The following is an 18,286-nucleotide window of genomic DNA, read 5'->3' as shown; positions in this document are numbered from 1 at the left end:
GTTTTTATGTTGTTATTTAGATGTAAGTGCACTTTTATTAGAATGAATATAGATAATTAACCAATTGGATGAGCGCCTAAAAGGACTCTTTTTTATTCAAATTAATGTTCATATGTGTTCCGTTCATTATTTATAATATTGACCACAATTTATGTAATTTTGCATAATGTTACATAAATTGTGTATTTTCTCTTTTTTCCGACAGAAATAGACAGTATACTTTGTACAAGCTTTCTATTTCAAAAATTATACGAGGTGAAATAATGAAAAACACAAAGACATTAACTAAGGTAGCATTAACAACAGGATTAGCTTTAACAGCTGTGGCACCATATGGGGTAGGTCATGCAGAGGAAACAGATCAGTTACAAGTTCAAATTCAGGAGGAATCGTTCCGTTCGGGTGAACTTACACAACCGTCACAAAAGGCACCAGAAAATGTAGTAAAGGATGCACTTAAGGAGAAAACAGAGCAAGCTCTGTCCCAAAAACAAGTCAATGGAGAAGCAGGAGTAGATTATAAAGTCCTTCAAAAACGTGGTTCGTATGATGGAACTACACTTGTACGTATGCAGCAAACATACGAAGGAAAAGAAGTATATGGCCATCAATTAACTGCACATGTAGATAATAATGGTGTTATTAAAAGTGTTTCAGGTGATAGCGCGCAAAATTTAAAACAAGAAGAATTGAAAAAACCTATTAATCTATCAAAAGATGAAGCAAAACAATTTATTTATACGAAGTACGGGAACGATATCAAGTTTATTACTGAGCCAGAAGTTAAAGAGGTTATTTTTGTTGATGAAAATAATGGACAAGCTAAAAATGCATACCAAGTTACCTTTGAAGCCGCAACACCAAACTATGTTTCTGGTACTTATTTAGTAAATGCACAAAATGGTGATATGTTAAAAAATATGGTACAAGAATCTAACTTAAAGGCCAGTGACAAACTAGTTGGAGCTTTAAAGAAAAGTAAACAAAGCAGTCTTACATCATTAACTGGAACAGGAAAAGATGATTTAGGTATTTCTCGTTCATTTGGTATCTCTAAACAAAGTAATGGCAAATATGCTCTTGCTGATTATACAAGAGGGCAAGGGATTGAAACATATGATGTGAATTACAAAGATATTACTAAAGAAGAAAGCTATTATCCTGGTACATTAGCGACTAGTACTTCGGCAACATTTAACGATCCAAAAGCGGTAAGTGCTCATTACTTAGCAACAAAAGTATTTGATTTTTATAAAGATAAATACAAGCGTAATAGCTTTGATAATAAGGGACAAAAGGTAGTTTCAGTTGTACACGCTTGGGATTCTGAAGAGACGAATGATCCGAAGAATTGGCAGAATGCATTAAGTGCTAATAATGGAAGTATGCTTGTATATGGTGATCCTATTGTTAAAGCATATGACGTAGCTGGACATGAATTTACACATGCTGTTACTTCTAGCGAATCTAATCTTGAATATTACGGGGAATCTGGTGCGATTAATGAGGCACTATCTGATATTATGGGAACATCTATTGAGAAATACGTAAATAATGGAAACTTTAACTGGACAATGGGAGAACAAACAGGATCTGTTTTCCGTGATATGGAAAACCCAGCTTCTGTTCCATCTTCACTAGGAGTACCTTATCCAGATGATTACAGTGAATTTAACGATTTTAATGGATGGGATCAAGGCGGTGTTCATTTTAATTCAAGTATTATTAATAAAGTTGCGTATCTCATTGCAAAAGGCGGAACTCATAACGGAGTGACTGTTAAAGGAATTGGTGAAGATAAAATGTTTGATATTTTCTATTATGCAAATACTGATGAGTTAAACATGACTTCTAATTTCAAAGAATTGAGATCAGCATGTATTCGAGTGGCAACTAATAAATATGGTGCGAATACAGCTGAAGTTCAAGCAGTTCAAAAGGCATTTGATGCAGCAAAAATTAAGTAATTTAGAAACATAGTCATCATTCATATATTAATAGATTATGAAAAACAGCTAATATCATTTTAAGGATATTAGCTGTTTTTTTACGTAGCTATGTATTGTTGAAAATAAACTGACTAAGCAATAATTAGGTGCGTTATCTATAAGAAGTTGCGACAAACAAATAAGGTTTAAAGTGTGTAAAAACAGAAAATTAATAATATATTGACCTCTTGATAGAAAGTCTATAAAATGAAAGCGATAACAAACGATTGCTTTAAAATGATTTCCCTGACCTTTTAGCATTTACAAATATATGAGGGCATACACAAATCTATTTTTTTAAGCATTAATGCAAACGTTTTCGTATTAAAAGGTCATTGAAATACATACGTGAAAATAGCCAATATGGAGGTGAATTAAAAGAGATTTCTAGATTAATTTAAGCAGTGTTATTCAGTGTAAGCATAATAAATCGCTAGTAATATTTGAAGAAAGGGTGTATGTGGTGCAAATTACAAAAAGATTAATTAACAAAACAGTTTTATTACTTACTTTAATCGTTATGTTATCAACTGTTTTCTCCTTTCAGGGTGTGAGGGCAGTTTCAAATTCGAAAACAACTGAAGTTATCATTCATTACAAAGAGAAGCTTGGAAATACAAAAGATTGGAATCTTTGGTTATGGGGTGAAAATGCAAATGGTACATCTTATGAATTTACTGGTGAAGATGAATTTGGAAAATACGCTAAGATAAAAATAGACGGTGACTATAATCGTGTAGGATTTATAGTTCGAACAAATGAATGGGAAAAAGATGGTGGAGATCGTTGGATTGAAAATATAAAGGACGGTCGTGCTGAAGTATGGATTCTTTCGGGTGATGAAAAAGTATATAACTCTAAGCCTTCATCGGATCTCTCAATTCAAAAAGCAACTATTGATAGTTTCCATGAAATTACTGTAACGACTAATGTCCCATTTAATATTAGGGAAAAGAAAATTGAAATTGAAGGCATTAAAATTAAGGATATTAGTCCTTATGATATAAACAGTGGAGATATTACTAATAAGGTTAAAATAATTACGGAACAGCAAATTGATTTAAAACAAACATACAAACTTAAAATAGAAAACTTAGCTGATACGAATACTGAAATTGGTAAAGTCATTCGTAGCGAGGAATTTGATAATTTATTTTATTATAGTGGTAACGATCTAGGGAATACATATACCGCGCAACATACAAAGTTCCGTGTATGGGCTCCTACTGCAAGTGAAGCGAAGTTAGTTACATATAAAAAATGGAACGATAAAATAGGTACTGAAATAAACATGCAGCAAAGTGAAAAAGGAACTTGGACTGCAGAACTAAAGGGGAACCAAAAAGGGCTCTTTTATACGTATAAAGTCAAAATTGGTGATAAGTGGACTGAAGCAGTTGATCCGTATGCACGTGCTGCTTCTGTAAATGGGGATAAAGGTGCAGTCGTTAATTTAGAAGAAACAAATCCGAAAAAATGGAAAGCAAACAAAAAGCCAAAATTTAAAAATCCGGAAGATGCTATTATTTATGAATTACATGTACGCGATCTTTCCATCCAACCTGAAAGTGGTATTAAACAGAGAGGGAAATATTTAGGTGTAACAGAAAAAGGAACAAAAGGGCCAGAAGGTGTAAAAACAGGACTTGATCATATAAAGGATCTTGGTGTTACTCACGTTCAGTTTTTACCGATATTTGATTATGCTTCAGTAAATGAAGAGACTTTAAATGAACCGCAATATAACTGGGGATATGATCCTAAAAATTTCAATGTTCCAGAAGGCTCCTATTCTACAAATCCTTATGAGCCGACTGTTCGAATAACTGAATTAAAGCAAATGGTTCAAACACTGCATGATAATAATCTTCGTGTGGTGATGGATGTAGTATATAACCATATGTATAATGCTGCTGAATCTAATTTTCATAAGTTAGTTCCAGGTTATTATTATCGTTACAATGAAGATGGAACATTTGCAAATGGAACCGGTGTAGGAAATGATACTGCTTCAGAAAGAAAAATGATGAGGAAGTTTATGATCGATTCTGTAGCATACTGGGCAAAAGAATACAATTTAGATGGATTCCGTTTTGATTTAATGGGTATTCATGATTATGAAACGATGAATGAAATACGTAAAGCTGTTAATCAAATTGACCCTTCTATTATACTGCATGGAGAAGGCTGGGATTTAAATACACCTCTTGCAGCTGAGTTGAAAGCAAATCAAAAAAATGCGGAGAAAATGAAAGGGATTGCTCATTTTAACGATAATATACGTGATGGATTGAAAGGTAGTGTATTTGAGGAGAAAGAAAATGGTTTTGTAAATGGAAAGCAAAACATGGAAGATCGTATTAAAAAAGGCATTACAGCAGGTATTGACTATGATACCAATTTGTCTACCTATCAAGATCCAGAGCAGGTGCTAACTTATGTGGAAGCACATGACAATCATACATTATGGGATAAACTTGAGTTAACTAATCCAGGTGAAAACGATGAAGTGCGAAAACAAATGCACAAATTGTCTTCTTCAATTTTATTAACATCACAAGGAATTCCATTTTTACATGCAGGGCAAGAGTTTATGCGGACGAAATACGGTGATCATAATAGTTACAAATCTCCAGATTCAATTAACCAGATGGATTGGTTGCGCCGTGCAACGTTTAATAATGAAGTAGATTATATGAAGGGGTTAATAGAATTACGCAAAAAGTACTCAGCTTTTCGAATGACATCTGCAGAGCAAATAAAAACACAAGTTTCATTTATAGGTGCCCCGAAAAATACGGTAGCTTATACAATAGAGGGGAATAAAAATGAATACTTTACGGTGGCTCACAATGCAAATAGAGAAGCGGTTGAAATAACACTTCCATCGAAAGGGCCTTGGAAAGTACTAGTAGACGGGAAGCAGGCGGGAAGTAAACCACTTTATGTTGTCCATGACAATAAAATTAAAGTTCCTGCATTAAGTTCATTTGTCTTAAAAACAGAGAAACGGATTAAATAAAAGCGAAGAATGTGGAAATAAATACTGCATTGAGCAAATTTAATAAGGATTGCAAATGAAAAAAGCGAAGTGAAGATTATTCTCACTTCGTTTTTAAAGTTAATGTAATATAATTTCACATACTGTAATTATATTACAATTTAATAAAAGAAATAAGCAATAGATTATTTCTTTTATGGCAGTAGGAGAAGAAGATATCTTTGAGTTTATTTATAAAATTATCTGAAATACATTCGTAATTCAGATAATGTTTATTATATATTCGAACATATAACGAACTAGATGTTCGAGTTGTATTAATTCCTACAAATCGTTTAAAAATAACAAAGGAGTAAAAAGTATATGGAATTAAAATAGAGAAAAGACACCATTCAAGGTGTCTTTTCTCTATTTTGAATATGAAATGTAAGTAACTCGATTCTATGTAATAGTATGTGATATTTTCACACTAACTGATTAAGAAAAATTTAAAACTCTTTTCTTAATCTATTTGTAATAAATTACATCATAAAATTTTATCAATATAATAAATAAAACTTTCTCAACATTATTTGATTTAATAACTATATTCAACCGCTCTCCAATCCATTACAATAATTTCACATTGGAAATACATGAATATTCTCAATGTTATAAATGGTTTATACCTTATAGGATTACTATGGGAAAGGATGTGAAATATCCAAAAAAAAATCATTTTTTATGATGAAATAAAAAATTTTAATGAAGAAAAAGTTATTTCATTATTTTCAAGTTTCGTTAAAGTGCATGTATTTATAATCACTATGAGACAAGGAACAGAATCTAAAAAAAATTTTGAAGATTAGAAAATTGCATTTCAAAAATAAGTTAAACGTTTATGGAGGGTTATATGAGCGAGAAAATTTATTACTGGTCTCCGATTAAGCATTGGGAGAAGTTGCATAATGAAGTTTTGATAGGGGAAATGAGATTTACAGGTATTCTGTCTGAGTGGTTTCCTGATCTTTATTTTATGGCTCAAAAAGGTGTGAAAATCAGTGAACTAGTAGAGCGCTTTTCATTAGGAAATGTAGAAGAGACACAAAAAAACATAGAGCTCATGATAAAAAATCGTGTGTTAGTAAGTAACATATTACACCCAAGAGAAGTATTTTCTTCACAAGAAAAGATTTTTTCAAATCCATATAGCAACCAGATTCGCTTTTCTAAAGAAAAGTTAGATAAGTATATGAGTGAACAATTAAATCGCACGCACGTTGCTGCACGGTCGACCGAAATTCAACTTGAAACAACAAATGAGCTACCTACTATAATTAAGGAACGTAGATCTTGTCGTCAATTTGATATGGAAAAACATATTAGTTTTTCGGAATTTTCCCGATTCTTATCAACTCTAAAACAGGTTAGGGAAGAAAAAATATACTATCATTACGCAAGTGCAGGCGGGCTCTATCCCATTGATATCTTTGTTTATGTAAAACCAAAACGTATAGAGGGTATGAAAGCTGGATTTTATTATTATAACCCATCAAAAAATAGTCTTGTGATTGTAAACAGCATTGATCAAGTAATCAAAAGTGATCATGAGTTAATTAATCAGGATTTATTTACTCAATCTGCCTTCTCAGTTTATTTGGTTTATAATGCGAACGCTTCCATCCCGAAATACGGTTCAGATGGATATTTATTTGCTTGTATTGAGTCAGGCATTATCACTGCTACCTTAAATATGGTTGCTGAAACATTAAATTTAGGGGTTTGTTCAGTTGGTCATATGAAATTTGAAGATATTCAGCAATTTTTATGTTTGGATAATCATCAAGTGTTTCTCCATGGGCTTGAAGTTGGCTTAAAAATTAACGAGTAGAAGAAATGAATATTAGGGGGATAAAGGTAAAAATGCACATTAAAGATCGAAGTTCAATTCATGAAAATAAAGAAGTAGAAGCGTTTTGGAAGGAGCAATTATCTTCCGAGATTCTCGATTTTTCTGTATTTAAATTTAATAGCGATTACCAACTAAATAAAGAAACACCTTGTGAGTACGTTCAAGTCATAGTGAATGTAGAATTTAGTAAAAGTATACAAAAAATAAGTAAGTCTCAAGATTTATTATTATTTAGCTGGTTTCAAGCCGCTTTAAGGGTTTGTTTGGCACATTATACAGATCAAGAAAGAATTACTATTGGTATTCCTATAATTGAAAAGAATCTTGAACAAAGTGAGAATCTTAATAAGTTGATTCCTTTAGGAAGTGAAATCCAGCCACATCACACCTTTAAACAATTAGTAAATGAGATTGAACAAACGACTTTATTCGGGTATGAAAATCAGGAGTATCCGCTCTCTGAATTATTAGTTAAACACAATTTAACTCCTTTTCAAATTGTAATCGGGATGGAAGGATTACATAATGAAAATTCGCTAGAAGAATACGCAGAGAATAATTTAGCCCTATGGATACGAAGAAAATGGAATGAAATACATAATGAATTTGAATTTCAAATTTCTTGCAAGTCCCGTTCATTCTCTTCTTTGCAACAGTTTGCCAATTCGTATTGTTATGTTTTAAAGCAAGTTTCACAAAATCCGAATTTGGCATTGAAAGATATTTGTATTATTGCAGAAGAAGAAAAAGAGTTGTTAGAAGGATTGAATACTTTTCAAACGGGCATAGACTTGTTTCAATCATTTCAAGATTTGTTTGAAGCGCAAGTATTAAAAACTCCAGATCAAATTGCTGTTGTTTGTAATGATCAATCTTTGACATATAGAGAATTGAATAAGAAAGCGAATCAATTGGCTTCTATTCTTCAAAGTAAAGGTGTTTCAAAAGAAAGTATTATTGGCGTTATGGTAGATCGGTCATTAGAAATGATTATTGGTATGATGGGGATTTTAAAAGCAGGAGCAGCGTATTTACCAATCGACCCTAACTACCCAACTGAACGAATTGAATATATGTTACAAGATAGTCAAGCAAAATATTTACTTAGTAAGCGAACAGAGGAAGTATTGCCGCAATTTGCGGGTGAAGTACTGTATCTTGATAAAGAATATCTTTCCCCAGGTGAAGAAAGTAATTTAGTACGAGAACATAATCCTAATGATTTGGCTTATGTTATTTACACATCAGGATCGACAGGAAATCCAAAAGGGGTAATGATAGAACAAAAATCGCTAGTTCATTTTTTAAATGTAATGAGAGAAAAAGTAAAAGCTAATCAATCATTCTTGTTTCTTGCTAGTGTATCTTTTGATATTTCCTTGTTAGAAATATGTCTTCCTTTAACGCAAGGTTCAAAAGTAGTAATTGCTACAGAGGAACAGTTTGCAACAAAAGAATTGGCTCATTTGGTCAAAAAACATAAGGTGGATTTATGGGAATCAACGCCATCGCGAATGGAAGTGATTTTGAGTGATCCAGAAGGGGCAAATTTTCTAAAAGATTTAAAATCTATTTTATTAGCAGGAGAAGCATTTTCCATTGATTTGGTTGAAAAAATTCGTTGTATCAGTGAAGCAACAATTTTAAATATTTATGGTCCCACAGAAACAACCATTTGCGCAACAGTAAAAGACTTGAGCACTTCCAAAGAAGTTACGATTGGCAAACCTAACCCGAATTATCATTCCTATATATTGAATAAGTATGGCCAATTAAAACCATTTGGAATTCCCGGTGAACTCTGCATTGCTGGAGTAGCGGTAGCACGAGGGTATCTTGGTAAAAGTAAACTGACAGATGAAAAATTTGTACAGAGTCCTTTTGCGGCAGGGGAAATGATGTATCATACAGGTGATCTCGTTCGTTGGTTGCCTAATGGAGAACTTGAGTATTTAGGTCGAATGGATCATCAAGTGAAAATTCGAGGGTATCGGATTGAATTAAGAGAAATCGAAACTCAATTAAGGGAATATCCAGAAATAAACCAGGCTATCGTTGTTGATCAAGTGTATGGAAATAGGAAATTATTAGCTGCCTACTATGTATCGGATAACAAGGTGTCTTTTGGTGAAATCAGAAAATATTTAAGTGATAAATTACCTGAGTTTATGATTCCTGAAAAAATGATTCAGGTAGAAGAGATTCCATTGAATCCAAATGGAAAAGTGGATAGAAAAAGGTTATTGGATATAACCCAAACGGATTATGTATCAATTCCATACGTTGCTCCGCGCAATGAAATTGAACAAAAATTGGTGCGTGCGTGGGAAAAAGTTATGGAGATTGAGGGAATCGGTATTCATGATAATTTTTTTGCATTAAAAGGAGAATCCATTAAAGCACTTCAGGTAATTAATTTATTAAGAAAAGACTGCTTAAAAATAAGTACAACAGATTTTTTTAAGCACCCTACAATCGCTCAACTGAGTTCTTGTGTAAAGTTAGAGCATAAAGAAGAAAACTTTGAAAGTAAACCAACTCATGTTAAAGATTTGTCTAATCCATTTTCCTTAACAGAAGTTCAGACAGCGTATATGTTAGGAAGGAATTCACAGTTTGAATTAAGTGGTATTTCACCTCAAACATATTTTGAATATGAAACAGCATTGGATATCAATCGTCTTTCAAAAAGTTTTCAAAAGGTGATCCATCGTCATCCAATGTTGCGAGCTGTAATTTTACCAGAGGGAAAACAGCAAATATTACAAAGCGTTCCTGATTACGAGATTGAAATAGAGAGTCTCATAGATTTAGATGATAGGAATCAACATGCTCGCTTACAAGAAGAGCGTTCTCGAATGACTAACCATGTATTCCCTTTGGGGCAATGGCCTTTGTTTGAATTGAAAGCTTTTCTTTTAAAAGAAGACACGTATTTATTATGTTTTCGATACGATGCTTTATTAATGGACGGAGCAAGCATGAACATTGTTGGACAGGATTTGTTGCATTATTATTATAAACCAAATCAAAAATTAGAATCTTTATCTTTTGATTTTCAAGATTATATGTTTATCTATGATGAAATGGAACAAAGCGAAGAATATAAAACAGCAAAAGATTATTGGACAAGTAAGCTTCCTGACTTTCCGTTTGCACCTTCTTTGCTGTTAAAAAAGGATCCAGCAGAGATTGCTACTCCTAAATTCCAATCACTTACAAAAATCCTGGATAATAAAAAATGGACAAAGCTACGAAAGTTAGCACAAGAGAAAGAGGTAACTCCTTCCGCTCTACTTTGTACAATATATGGTGATGTGTTGGCATATTGGAGTAATCAACGTCGATTAGCAATTAACTTAACTGTATTTAACCGTTATCCTGTTCATGATGAAGTAGAACAGATTGTTGGAGATTTCACATCGCTTATTTTATTGGATGTTGATGTAAAACCAGAGCAAACTTTCTTTACTAGAGTAAAAGAAACGCAAGCTACTTTATTAGATGGCCTTGAACATCGTCATTACGATGGAGTTAACTTTATTCGAGATTTTACTCGATATCATCAAATGACGCCAAAAGCAGTTATGCCAATCGTTTTCACCTCGATGTTAGCAGGTGCAGGTGCTTTCTCTTGGGAACAACTTGGTTCTCTTCGCTATATTCATGCTCGGACTCCACAAGTGTATTTGGATAATGTAGTAATTGAAAAAAATGGAGAGTTACTAATTAGCTGGAACTATGTTGAAGAGTTGTTTGATGTTGATGTAATAGAAGCAATGTTTTCCCAATTTGTTGACTTATTGGAACAATTGGTGAAACAAAGCGATATAACATCTTTGCAGATGAAAGAATCGGATCAAACTTTAATTAAGCAATACAATGAAACAACAGAAAAAATACCTTCAACTACTCTGTATCAATTATTTACAGACCAAGTAAAACGTACACCGGATGAAGTAGCAGTGGTATTTGAACAAGAATGGTTAACATACTCGGAACTTCATAAACGTTCTAATCAAATTGCCCACTTCTTAAAAGAGCAAGGTATTGGTCTAGGTGACAAAGTGGGTCTTTTAGCAAAAAGGCGAGTTGACACAATTGTTAATATGTTAGGTATTTTAAAATCAGGTGCCGCTTATGTTCCGATTGATCCCGATCATCCTTTAGATCGCCAAACATATATTTTAAAAAATAGCTCATGCAAGCTTTTATTAGAACCTAGTCTTTATGAAGAAAATCATTTGTCATTTTATACAACAGAAGATATGCCCGCTATTGCTGGTCCAGAAGATATTGCCTATATTATATACACTTCAGGAAGTACAGGAAAACCAAAAGGAGTAATTATTACTCACCAAGCGGTTACAAATACTATTCAAGACATAAATCAAAAATATGAGGTGAATGAAGATGATCGTATTATTGGTATCTCTTCCATGTGTTTTGACCTATCTGTATACGATATTTTCGGAGCTTTAAGCACAGGTGCAATGTTAGTAATGATTCGTGATCCGAGAGACATGCAAGAATTAATCCGCACTGTCGAACGTAGAGGGATTACAATTTGGAATACAGTGCCTGCAATCATGGATTTGGCATTGGATCAAGTAGGTTCTCATTTTGAATATCCTTCTTTACGTTTAGTTTTACATAGTGGAGATTGGATTCCGCTTTCTTTACCAGAAAAAATAAAAAGACATTTTCCGATTGCAGAAGTAGTTTCACTAGGAGGGGCAACAGAAGCATCGATTTGGTCAATTTATTATCCGGTCAAACAGGTGGAATCACATTGGAATAGTATTCCATACGGGATGCCCTTGGCAAACCAAACGTATTATGTGTTGAACTATGAAAAGAAAATGTGCCCTGTTGGTGTAATTGGAGATTTATATATTGGGGGAGTGGGCCTTGCTAAAGGATATTTAAATGATGAAAAGAAAACAAATGAAGCGTTTGTTTCACATCCTGATTTTGGTCTTATATATAAAACAGGAGATTGTGGAAAAATGCATTCTGAGGGATATATTGAATTTTTAGGCCGCCAAGATTACCAAGTGAAAATTCAGGGATATCGAGTAGAGTTAGAAGAAATCTCTCATTGTCTTCTAACTTATAAACAAGTCGAACATGCTGTCGTAATTGATCAAACAGATGAGAACGGGATAAAATTTTTAGTTGCATATGTGGTAACTGAGCAAAATATTAGTACAACAGAACTACGAAAGCATTTGCGAGATCACTTGCCAGATTATATGATTCCTTCTTATTTTGTTTATTTGGACCAATTACCCCTGACTCCAAACGGGAAATTAGATAGAAAAGCGCTCCCTACTCCGGAGAAACAAAAAAATGAAGTATTTATTGCCCCAAAAACTGAAATGGAAAAAATATTAACTAGTATTTGGCAAGAAGTACTCAAAATAGATCAAGTTGGAGTAAATGATCATTTCTTCGCCTTAGGTGGAGATTCGATAAAAGCAATTCAAGTGTCCGTTAGACTGTATCGACAAGGATTCGAGCTTGAACCAAAAAATCTATTTTCATTTCCTATATTAAGAGATATGGTTCAATTTGTTAAAAAGCTAGACCAGTTTTCAAGTTCACAAACAAATGATGTAAATATAATGAACGATAATAAAGCTACATTACTAAATGTTAAAGATAAACAACTTAATCAACATACACTTACCAAAATACAAGAAAAAATGCCGGATATAAAAATAGAACGTATTTACCCGCTAGCACCTTTCCAGGAAGTTATTTATGAGCATGCTACGAATGAACCTGATACAAATGCATATTTTGAACAAACAATTTGGGCACTTGAGGGGGAGCTGGATATTAAACTCTTTATTCAGTGTTTCCAACAATTAGTTGATCGTCATGATTCTTTAAGAACAATAATTGTGCAAGATGAACAAGCAAAACCTTGGCAAGCTGTTCTATATGATGTTCAAATAAATTCAGAAATAAAAAACTTGATTGAGATGACGAAACAAGAACAGCAAGAATTCCTAGATCAGTGGATGAATGAAAATTTAAGTCAAGGATTTAAAAATGGTGAACTTATGACCCGTCTCTGTATATTCCAACTAGGTAATAACGAGTATAAGGTAATTTGGAGTTCCCATCATCTATTATGTGATGGTTGGAGCGTCAGCATTTTGATAGACGAATTATTCCAGCTCTACGAAACTACAAATGCGGGAACTACGGCGGAGTTACCTATGGTAAAACCTTTTGAAACATTTATAGATTGGACTTTGGCACAAGATCATGAGAAAGCACGTCATTTTTGGCGAGATTATTTATCAGGATACAATCAGAAAATTAGTATTCCTAAAAAGAAAGTCCCATCTAAAAGTGAAGGGTTAAACTTCACTTTTATGGATTTAACATTAGACAAGGATTTGACTGATCAGTTACAGACATTTGTAACTAAAAATAATATAACTATGAATACGGCATTACTAGCTGTATGGGGAATATTGCTTGGCAAATTTAACGGAACGAGAGAAGTAGTATTGCCTAATCTAGTATCAGTCAGACCTCCCGAAGTAGAAGGAATTGAAAATATGTTCGGTCTGTTCACAAATATTTTGCCTATCCGATTAGCATGGACAGAAACGCAATCTTTTGTGGATTTTCTGCAAAAGGTACAACTAGAGACATTGAAATGTAATGAGTATGCATACTATTCATTTGTTGATATACAAAAGCAAAGTCAATTAAAAACTGAGTTGACTGACCATCTTTGGGTTTTTGAAAACTATCCAACTAATCCAGCAATCTTTTCTTCAAATGAAAACAGACATTTTGCTATCACGGATTACGAAGTTGTTGATGAGCCACATGTAAAGTATGGAATTATGTGCTTCCCTGAAGAAAAACTTACAATAAAGTTTGGATTTGATCAAACGGTATATGAAGCAGAGAAAATACAGGAAATATTAAATCAGATCCATGGATTAATCAACATGATTCTTCAAAATCCAATACAAGCAATTGGTGATTACAAATTATAAAAAATAAAAAGGCGAGCAAGAACTCGCCTTTTTAAATAGAATAGGAGTAAATCAAATGACAAAAAACTTGCAGTTATCAGCCGAAGAGATGCGTCAGTTAGGATATCAAGCGGTTGACTTGATTGTTGATCATATGAATCATTTAAAAAGTAAACCAGTTTCAGAAACGATTGATAGTAATATTTTTAGAGACAAGCTAATTGAAACGATTCCGGAAAACGGATCTAATCCAAAGGAATTACTTCATTTTCTTAATAACAATGTGTTTAATCAAATTACTCATGTGGATCATCCTCATTTTATGGCTTTTGTGCCAGGTCCTAATAATTATGTTGGTGTATTAGCAGATTTTTTAGCAAGTGGGTTTAATGTATTTCCTACAGCTTGGATAGTAGGTGCAGGTGCCGAACAAATTGAATTAACGACAATTAACTGGTTAAAATCAATGCTAGGATTCCCTGATTCAGCTGAAGGACTATTTGTCAGTGGTGGTTCCATGGCTAATTTGACTGCACTTACTGTAGCGAGACAGGTCAAGCTGAATAATGACATAGAAAATACGATTGTTTATTTTTCTAACCAAACTCATTTTTCTGTAGATCGAGCACTTAAAGTATTAGGTTTTAAACAGCATCAAATTTGCCGAATTGAGACAGATGAAGATTTAAAAATTTCAGTTAGTACTTTAAGAAAACAAATAAAAGAAGATCGATTAAAAGGGAAAAAACCATTCTGTGTTATTGCTAATGCAGGGACAACGAATTGCGGAGCGGTGGACTCCCTCGATGAATTGGCTGATGTATGTAGTGATGAAGATATATGGCTACACGTGGATGGTGCTTATGGGGCTGCAGCAATTCTCAGTGAAAAAGGAAGGGAGTTATTAAGTGGAATTCATCGTGCCGATTCTTTAACGTTAGACCCGCACAAATGGCTTTTTCAGCCTTATGATGTTGGTTGTGTACTTATTCGAAATAGCCAATATTTAAGTGAAACATTCCGTATGATCCCAGAGTATATTAAGGATACAGAAACTAATATAGAAGAAAAAGTGAATTTTGGGGAGCGTGGAATTGAACTTTCTCGTAGATTTAGAGCATTAAAGGTATGGCTTTCTTTTAAAGCATTCGGAGTTACAGCTTTTCGTGAGGCAATTGATCATGGCATTATGCTAGCTGAACAAGTTGAAGAGTTTTTAAGGAAAGAAAAAGATTGGGAAGTAGTAACACCTGCCCAATTAGGAATTGTTACTTTTCGTTATATTCCATGTGAGCTAACATCTACAGATACAATTCATGAAATAAACAAAAAATTGGTGGAAGAAATTAATCAAAGAGGATTTGCTATGCTAAGTACGACTAAATTAAAAGAAAAAGTAGTAATTCGACTTTGCTCTATCAACCCAAGGACAACAAAAGAAGAAATACTTCAAATCATGATGAACATCAAAGCATTAGCAGAGGAAATAAACACATCGCCTAAACATCTTATATCTGTTTCTCAACCTTAATATATTAGGCGGATTTTACATATTAATAGCCGATTCTTATTTAGAATCGGCTATTATATTTAAATGATAAATACATATATACTATTTATAAGTGTTTCTCTTGTAATGGGATTAAGCCTCAACCTTGGATACTCGTTTGAAACCAGTCTTTATTGCTTGTACTATTTCGTTCACAGCATAAATAGATACATCGGCATTTGGATTTAACCCTTCAAACCAGTGATAGGCATTTGGATATAAATGAAACTCCACATCAACACCAGCTTGTGCTAGTTTGCTTACATAGGTTAATGTTTCGCTGCGGAATGGATCTAATTGACCAACAAATGTGTAAGTATACGGTAAGTCACTATAATCCTCAGCTCGAGAAGGTGCTGCATAGACAGGGATTTGATCCGTTCCATACATTTCTCCTAAATACATTTTCCAGCCAGCTTCATTTGCCTTTTGGTTCCAAACAAATCCCTCTTTAATTTCATTCGCTGAAGGTGTATCATTTCTGTCATCAATCATTGGATATAGTGGCATTTGTAAACAAATTGAAGGATATTTTCGATCTCGGGCTAATAATGATAATGCTGCTGTTAGTCCACCGCCAGCGCTTACTCCTGCAACCCCAATTCGATTCGAATCAATGTTTAATGACTTTGCATTATCAGCAATCCATTTTAAAGCTGAATAACAATCCTCAATTGGTGCTGGGTAAGGGTGTTCAGGTGCTAAGCGGTAGTCTACAGACACGACCACACAGCTAGCTTCTTTTGCAAACCTCATACAAGTATCATCGTTATCATCTATCGACCCTAAGATATAACCTCCACCATGTATCCATAATAAAACAGGTAAAGATTCATGATTTGATTTTGGACGATAAATTCGTAATGGTAACGGATTATCATCAGGCCCAACAATGACTTTATCTGTTAAAGAAAGAGAGTCATCAACAACGGTAGGTGGTCTCATTTGAGCTATTCCTTCTCTGATTGATTGCAAATTTTCTGGGCGTAAATCGAGATCCGGAAACATCTCTAACCCTTGTAATAATTCTGGATTTACTCTAGTTTTCATTTTAGCACCTCTATTTGTAATTGTTTTCAAATAAATGAAGTGTATTCTAAGTAGTTTAATTGTGAAAGAACACCACAATTAAATTGTAAATTGGATATGTTATAACGGTCAACAGAATATTCGGAAATTAAAACCTTTCTCAAGAAGGAGTTTCATGCAATCAATAATACAAGTAGTGGATTTAAGAGCAAAGTGGTTTAATGTCGTTGTAATTATGTACATTAGAAAAATTTCTTTTTGAGTCTAGAAAAGGATTAGATTCTTTTCTAGACTCATGAAGAATTATGAAAAGCAAAATTTTATAGATAGTTATCTTAAAAATAAACAAAGAGAGAAGAACTAACCAATGTTCTTCTCTCTTTTTCATATGTAATTAGGGTATCCTTAACTGCAAATACGGATGGTATAGATTAATGGATGAATAATTTCCTTTTAAATTAATAACGGAATACATAAAGATTTTTATATGTAATATTGCATATACGGGGACTACTAGTGAAAATGTTGAGCAATGTTTTTCCATATGGTAAATTAGTTCCTTAGTTATTTATTTTATTTCATTTTCAATCGTGTAAGGCTAGGGGCGAAGATTTACAAAGGTGACTAGTAAAAAATATAACAATATAAGTATAAGATTTTGTACTTAGTAATCTCGCGATTTAAGGCATGACATTGGATAAGTGTGGGGAGTTCAATCGATTTTGAATAAAATCAATAGTATCAGTTGCAATTTTTTTACGTTTAAGAACGATCCCGGCATGCCCACATTTATAAATATATCGTGGAGGTCTTTCCCAAGATTCCCACAAGTAGTCTGTATCCTCAGAATGCACATATAGATCGTGCTTACCTGAAATTAATAAAATATTTTCTTTTTTTACTTTTGGCAATGCTTGACTCGGTTCAGTGATTTTCCAATAATCTATTAAATCATCATACGTAACACCATGATGTTCCAAGTCTTCTCTAATAAATTTACCTGGAGTTGTATTCCAAATAGAATAAGAAAGTCGATTTGCATAGAAAATGGATGCTAACACATCAATTTCTTCTTCAACAAGAGAGGTTAAGTTAGTAATAAATCCGCCTAAACTAATTCCTATTAGAATCAGGGGCCCATTTTTATTTGCTTTAATCCATTTAATCAAAGCTCGTAAATCAGCTACCGCTTGTCTAGTTGCTTGTACTGTTCGTTCAATATTTGCACTTACCATGTACTCTCCACTGAATAAGGATTGATCGGGTTTTCTTTCAAAATGATAGGGTAGAGTGAAATAATACATATTCCACTTCAGGCTGGTCATATGGTCGTGGAATATTTTTTTTACACGTTCGTTAGAATCCATTCTCCAACCGTGAACAAAGATAACATGAGGTGCATCTTCAGTTTTATGTAAGAATAATTCCCCAGTTACAGAGTCGTTGCGTGAATCACCGGATTGAACCGAGCTTTTATATTTGAATTGCCCAACCATGTATTCATTTTTCTGCTTTGAATGCTTAATGTCAAAATGAATATAGGATGGTTTTACTTTATAAAAAGATTCTATGTTCTTTATATTTAATGAAGTGTTAGAAAGGGAAGTATACTGAAACGCTACACTTCTTTTTTTATGTAAATCATATAAGGCGTACCGATCAATGAGTTTTGAAAAAATCAAATTAACCTCCTCCAAAATACATATTGTTTAAAACATGGACAAAATTTATGTTGTAAATTAATTATAAAATATTCTCTTTTCCTAATAATAGGTGCTTGAATTATAAAAATAGGTGATAAATTTGCATATTATATTATAA

At 33.3% G+C, this 18,286-nt stretch carries 7 protein-coding genes; 5 read left to right on the top strand and 2 right to left on the bottom strand.

The features are described 5' to 3' along the window. Positions 1-263 precede the first annotated feature (263 nt). From DN400_RS26550 to DN400_RS26530, 5 genes are all read left to right on the top strand, one after another. Positions 264-1,967: a M4 family metallopeptidase gene (locus DN400_RS26550; RefSeq protein WP_000799184.1), complete on the top strand. Its 1,704-nt coding sequence runs from the start codon at positions 264-266 to the stop codon at positions 1,965-1,967. A 484-nt stretch (positions 1,968-2,451) separates the two neighbouring features. Continuing rightward, the gene (gene pulA / locus DN400_RS26545; protein ID WP_147802035.1) at positions 2,452-5,010 is read left to right on the top strand and encodes a type I pullulanase; all 2,559 of its coding nucleotides are present in this window, start codon (positions 2,452-2,454) and stop codon (positions 5,008-5,010) included. An 871-nt stretch (positions 5,011-5,881) separates the two neighbouring features. Beyond that, on the top strand, positions 5,882-6,859 hold the full coding sequence (locus DN400_RS26540; protein ID WP_137073756.1) for a SagB/ThcOx family dehydrogenase: 978 nt from the start codon (positions 5,882-5,884) through the stop codon (positions 6,857-6,859). Between the two features lie 32 nt (positions 6,860-6,891). After that, positions 6,892-13,908: a non-ribosomal peptide synthetase gene (locus DN400_RS26535; protein ID WP_147802034.1), complete on the top strand. Its 7,017-nt coding sequence runs from the start codon at positions 6,892-6,894 to the stop codon at positions 13,906-13,908. 55 nt (positions 13,909-13,963) lie between these two features. Continuing rightward, positions 13,964-15,418: a pyridoxal phosphate-dependent decarboxylase family protein gene (locus tag DN400_RS26530; protein WP_147802033.1), complete on the top strand. Its 1,455-nt coding sequence runs from the start codon at positions 13,964-13,966 to the stop codon at positions 15,416-15,418. 111 nt (positions 15,419-15,529) lie between these two features. On the opposite strand, the gene DN400_RS26525 is transcribed toward DN400_RS26530, so the two are convergent. Together DN400_RS26525 and DN400_RS26520 are read right to left on the bottom strand one after the other, a co-directional pair. Further along, positions 15,530-16,486: an alpha/beta hydrolase gene (locus DN400_RS26525; RefSeq protein WP_000857944.1), complete on the bottom strand. Its 957-nt coding sequence runs from the start codon at positions 16,484-16,486 to the stop codon at positions 15,530-15,532. A 659-nt stretch (positions 16,487-17,145) separates the two neighbouring features. Next, positions 17,146-18,147, bottom strand: a complete 1,002-nt coding sequence (locus DN400_RS26520; RefSeq protein ID WP_061660932.1) for an alpha/beta hydrolase — start codon at positions 18,145-18,147, stop codon at positions 17,146-17,148. Positions 18,148-18,286: the final 139 nt, after the last annotated feature.

Source organism: Bacillus sp. AR8-1 (genome assembly GCF_008042345.1).
In the GTDB taxonomy this organism is placed as follows: Bacteria; Bacillota; Bacilli; order Bacillales; family Bacillaceae_G; genus Bacillus_A; species Bacillus_A cereus.
Note: the sequence above shows the minus strand (reverse complement) of the source record. Positions and strands in the feature narration are given on the sequence as shown.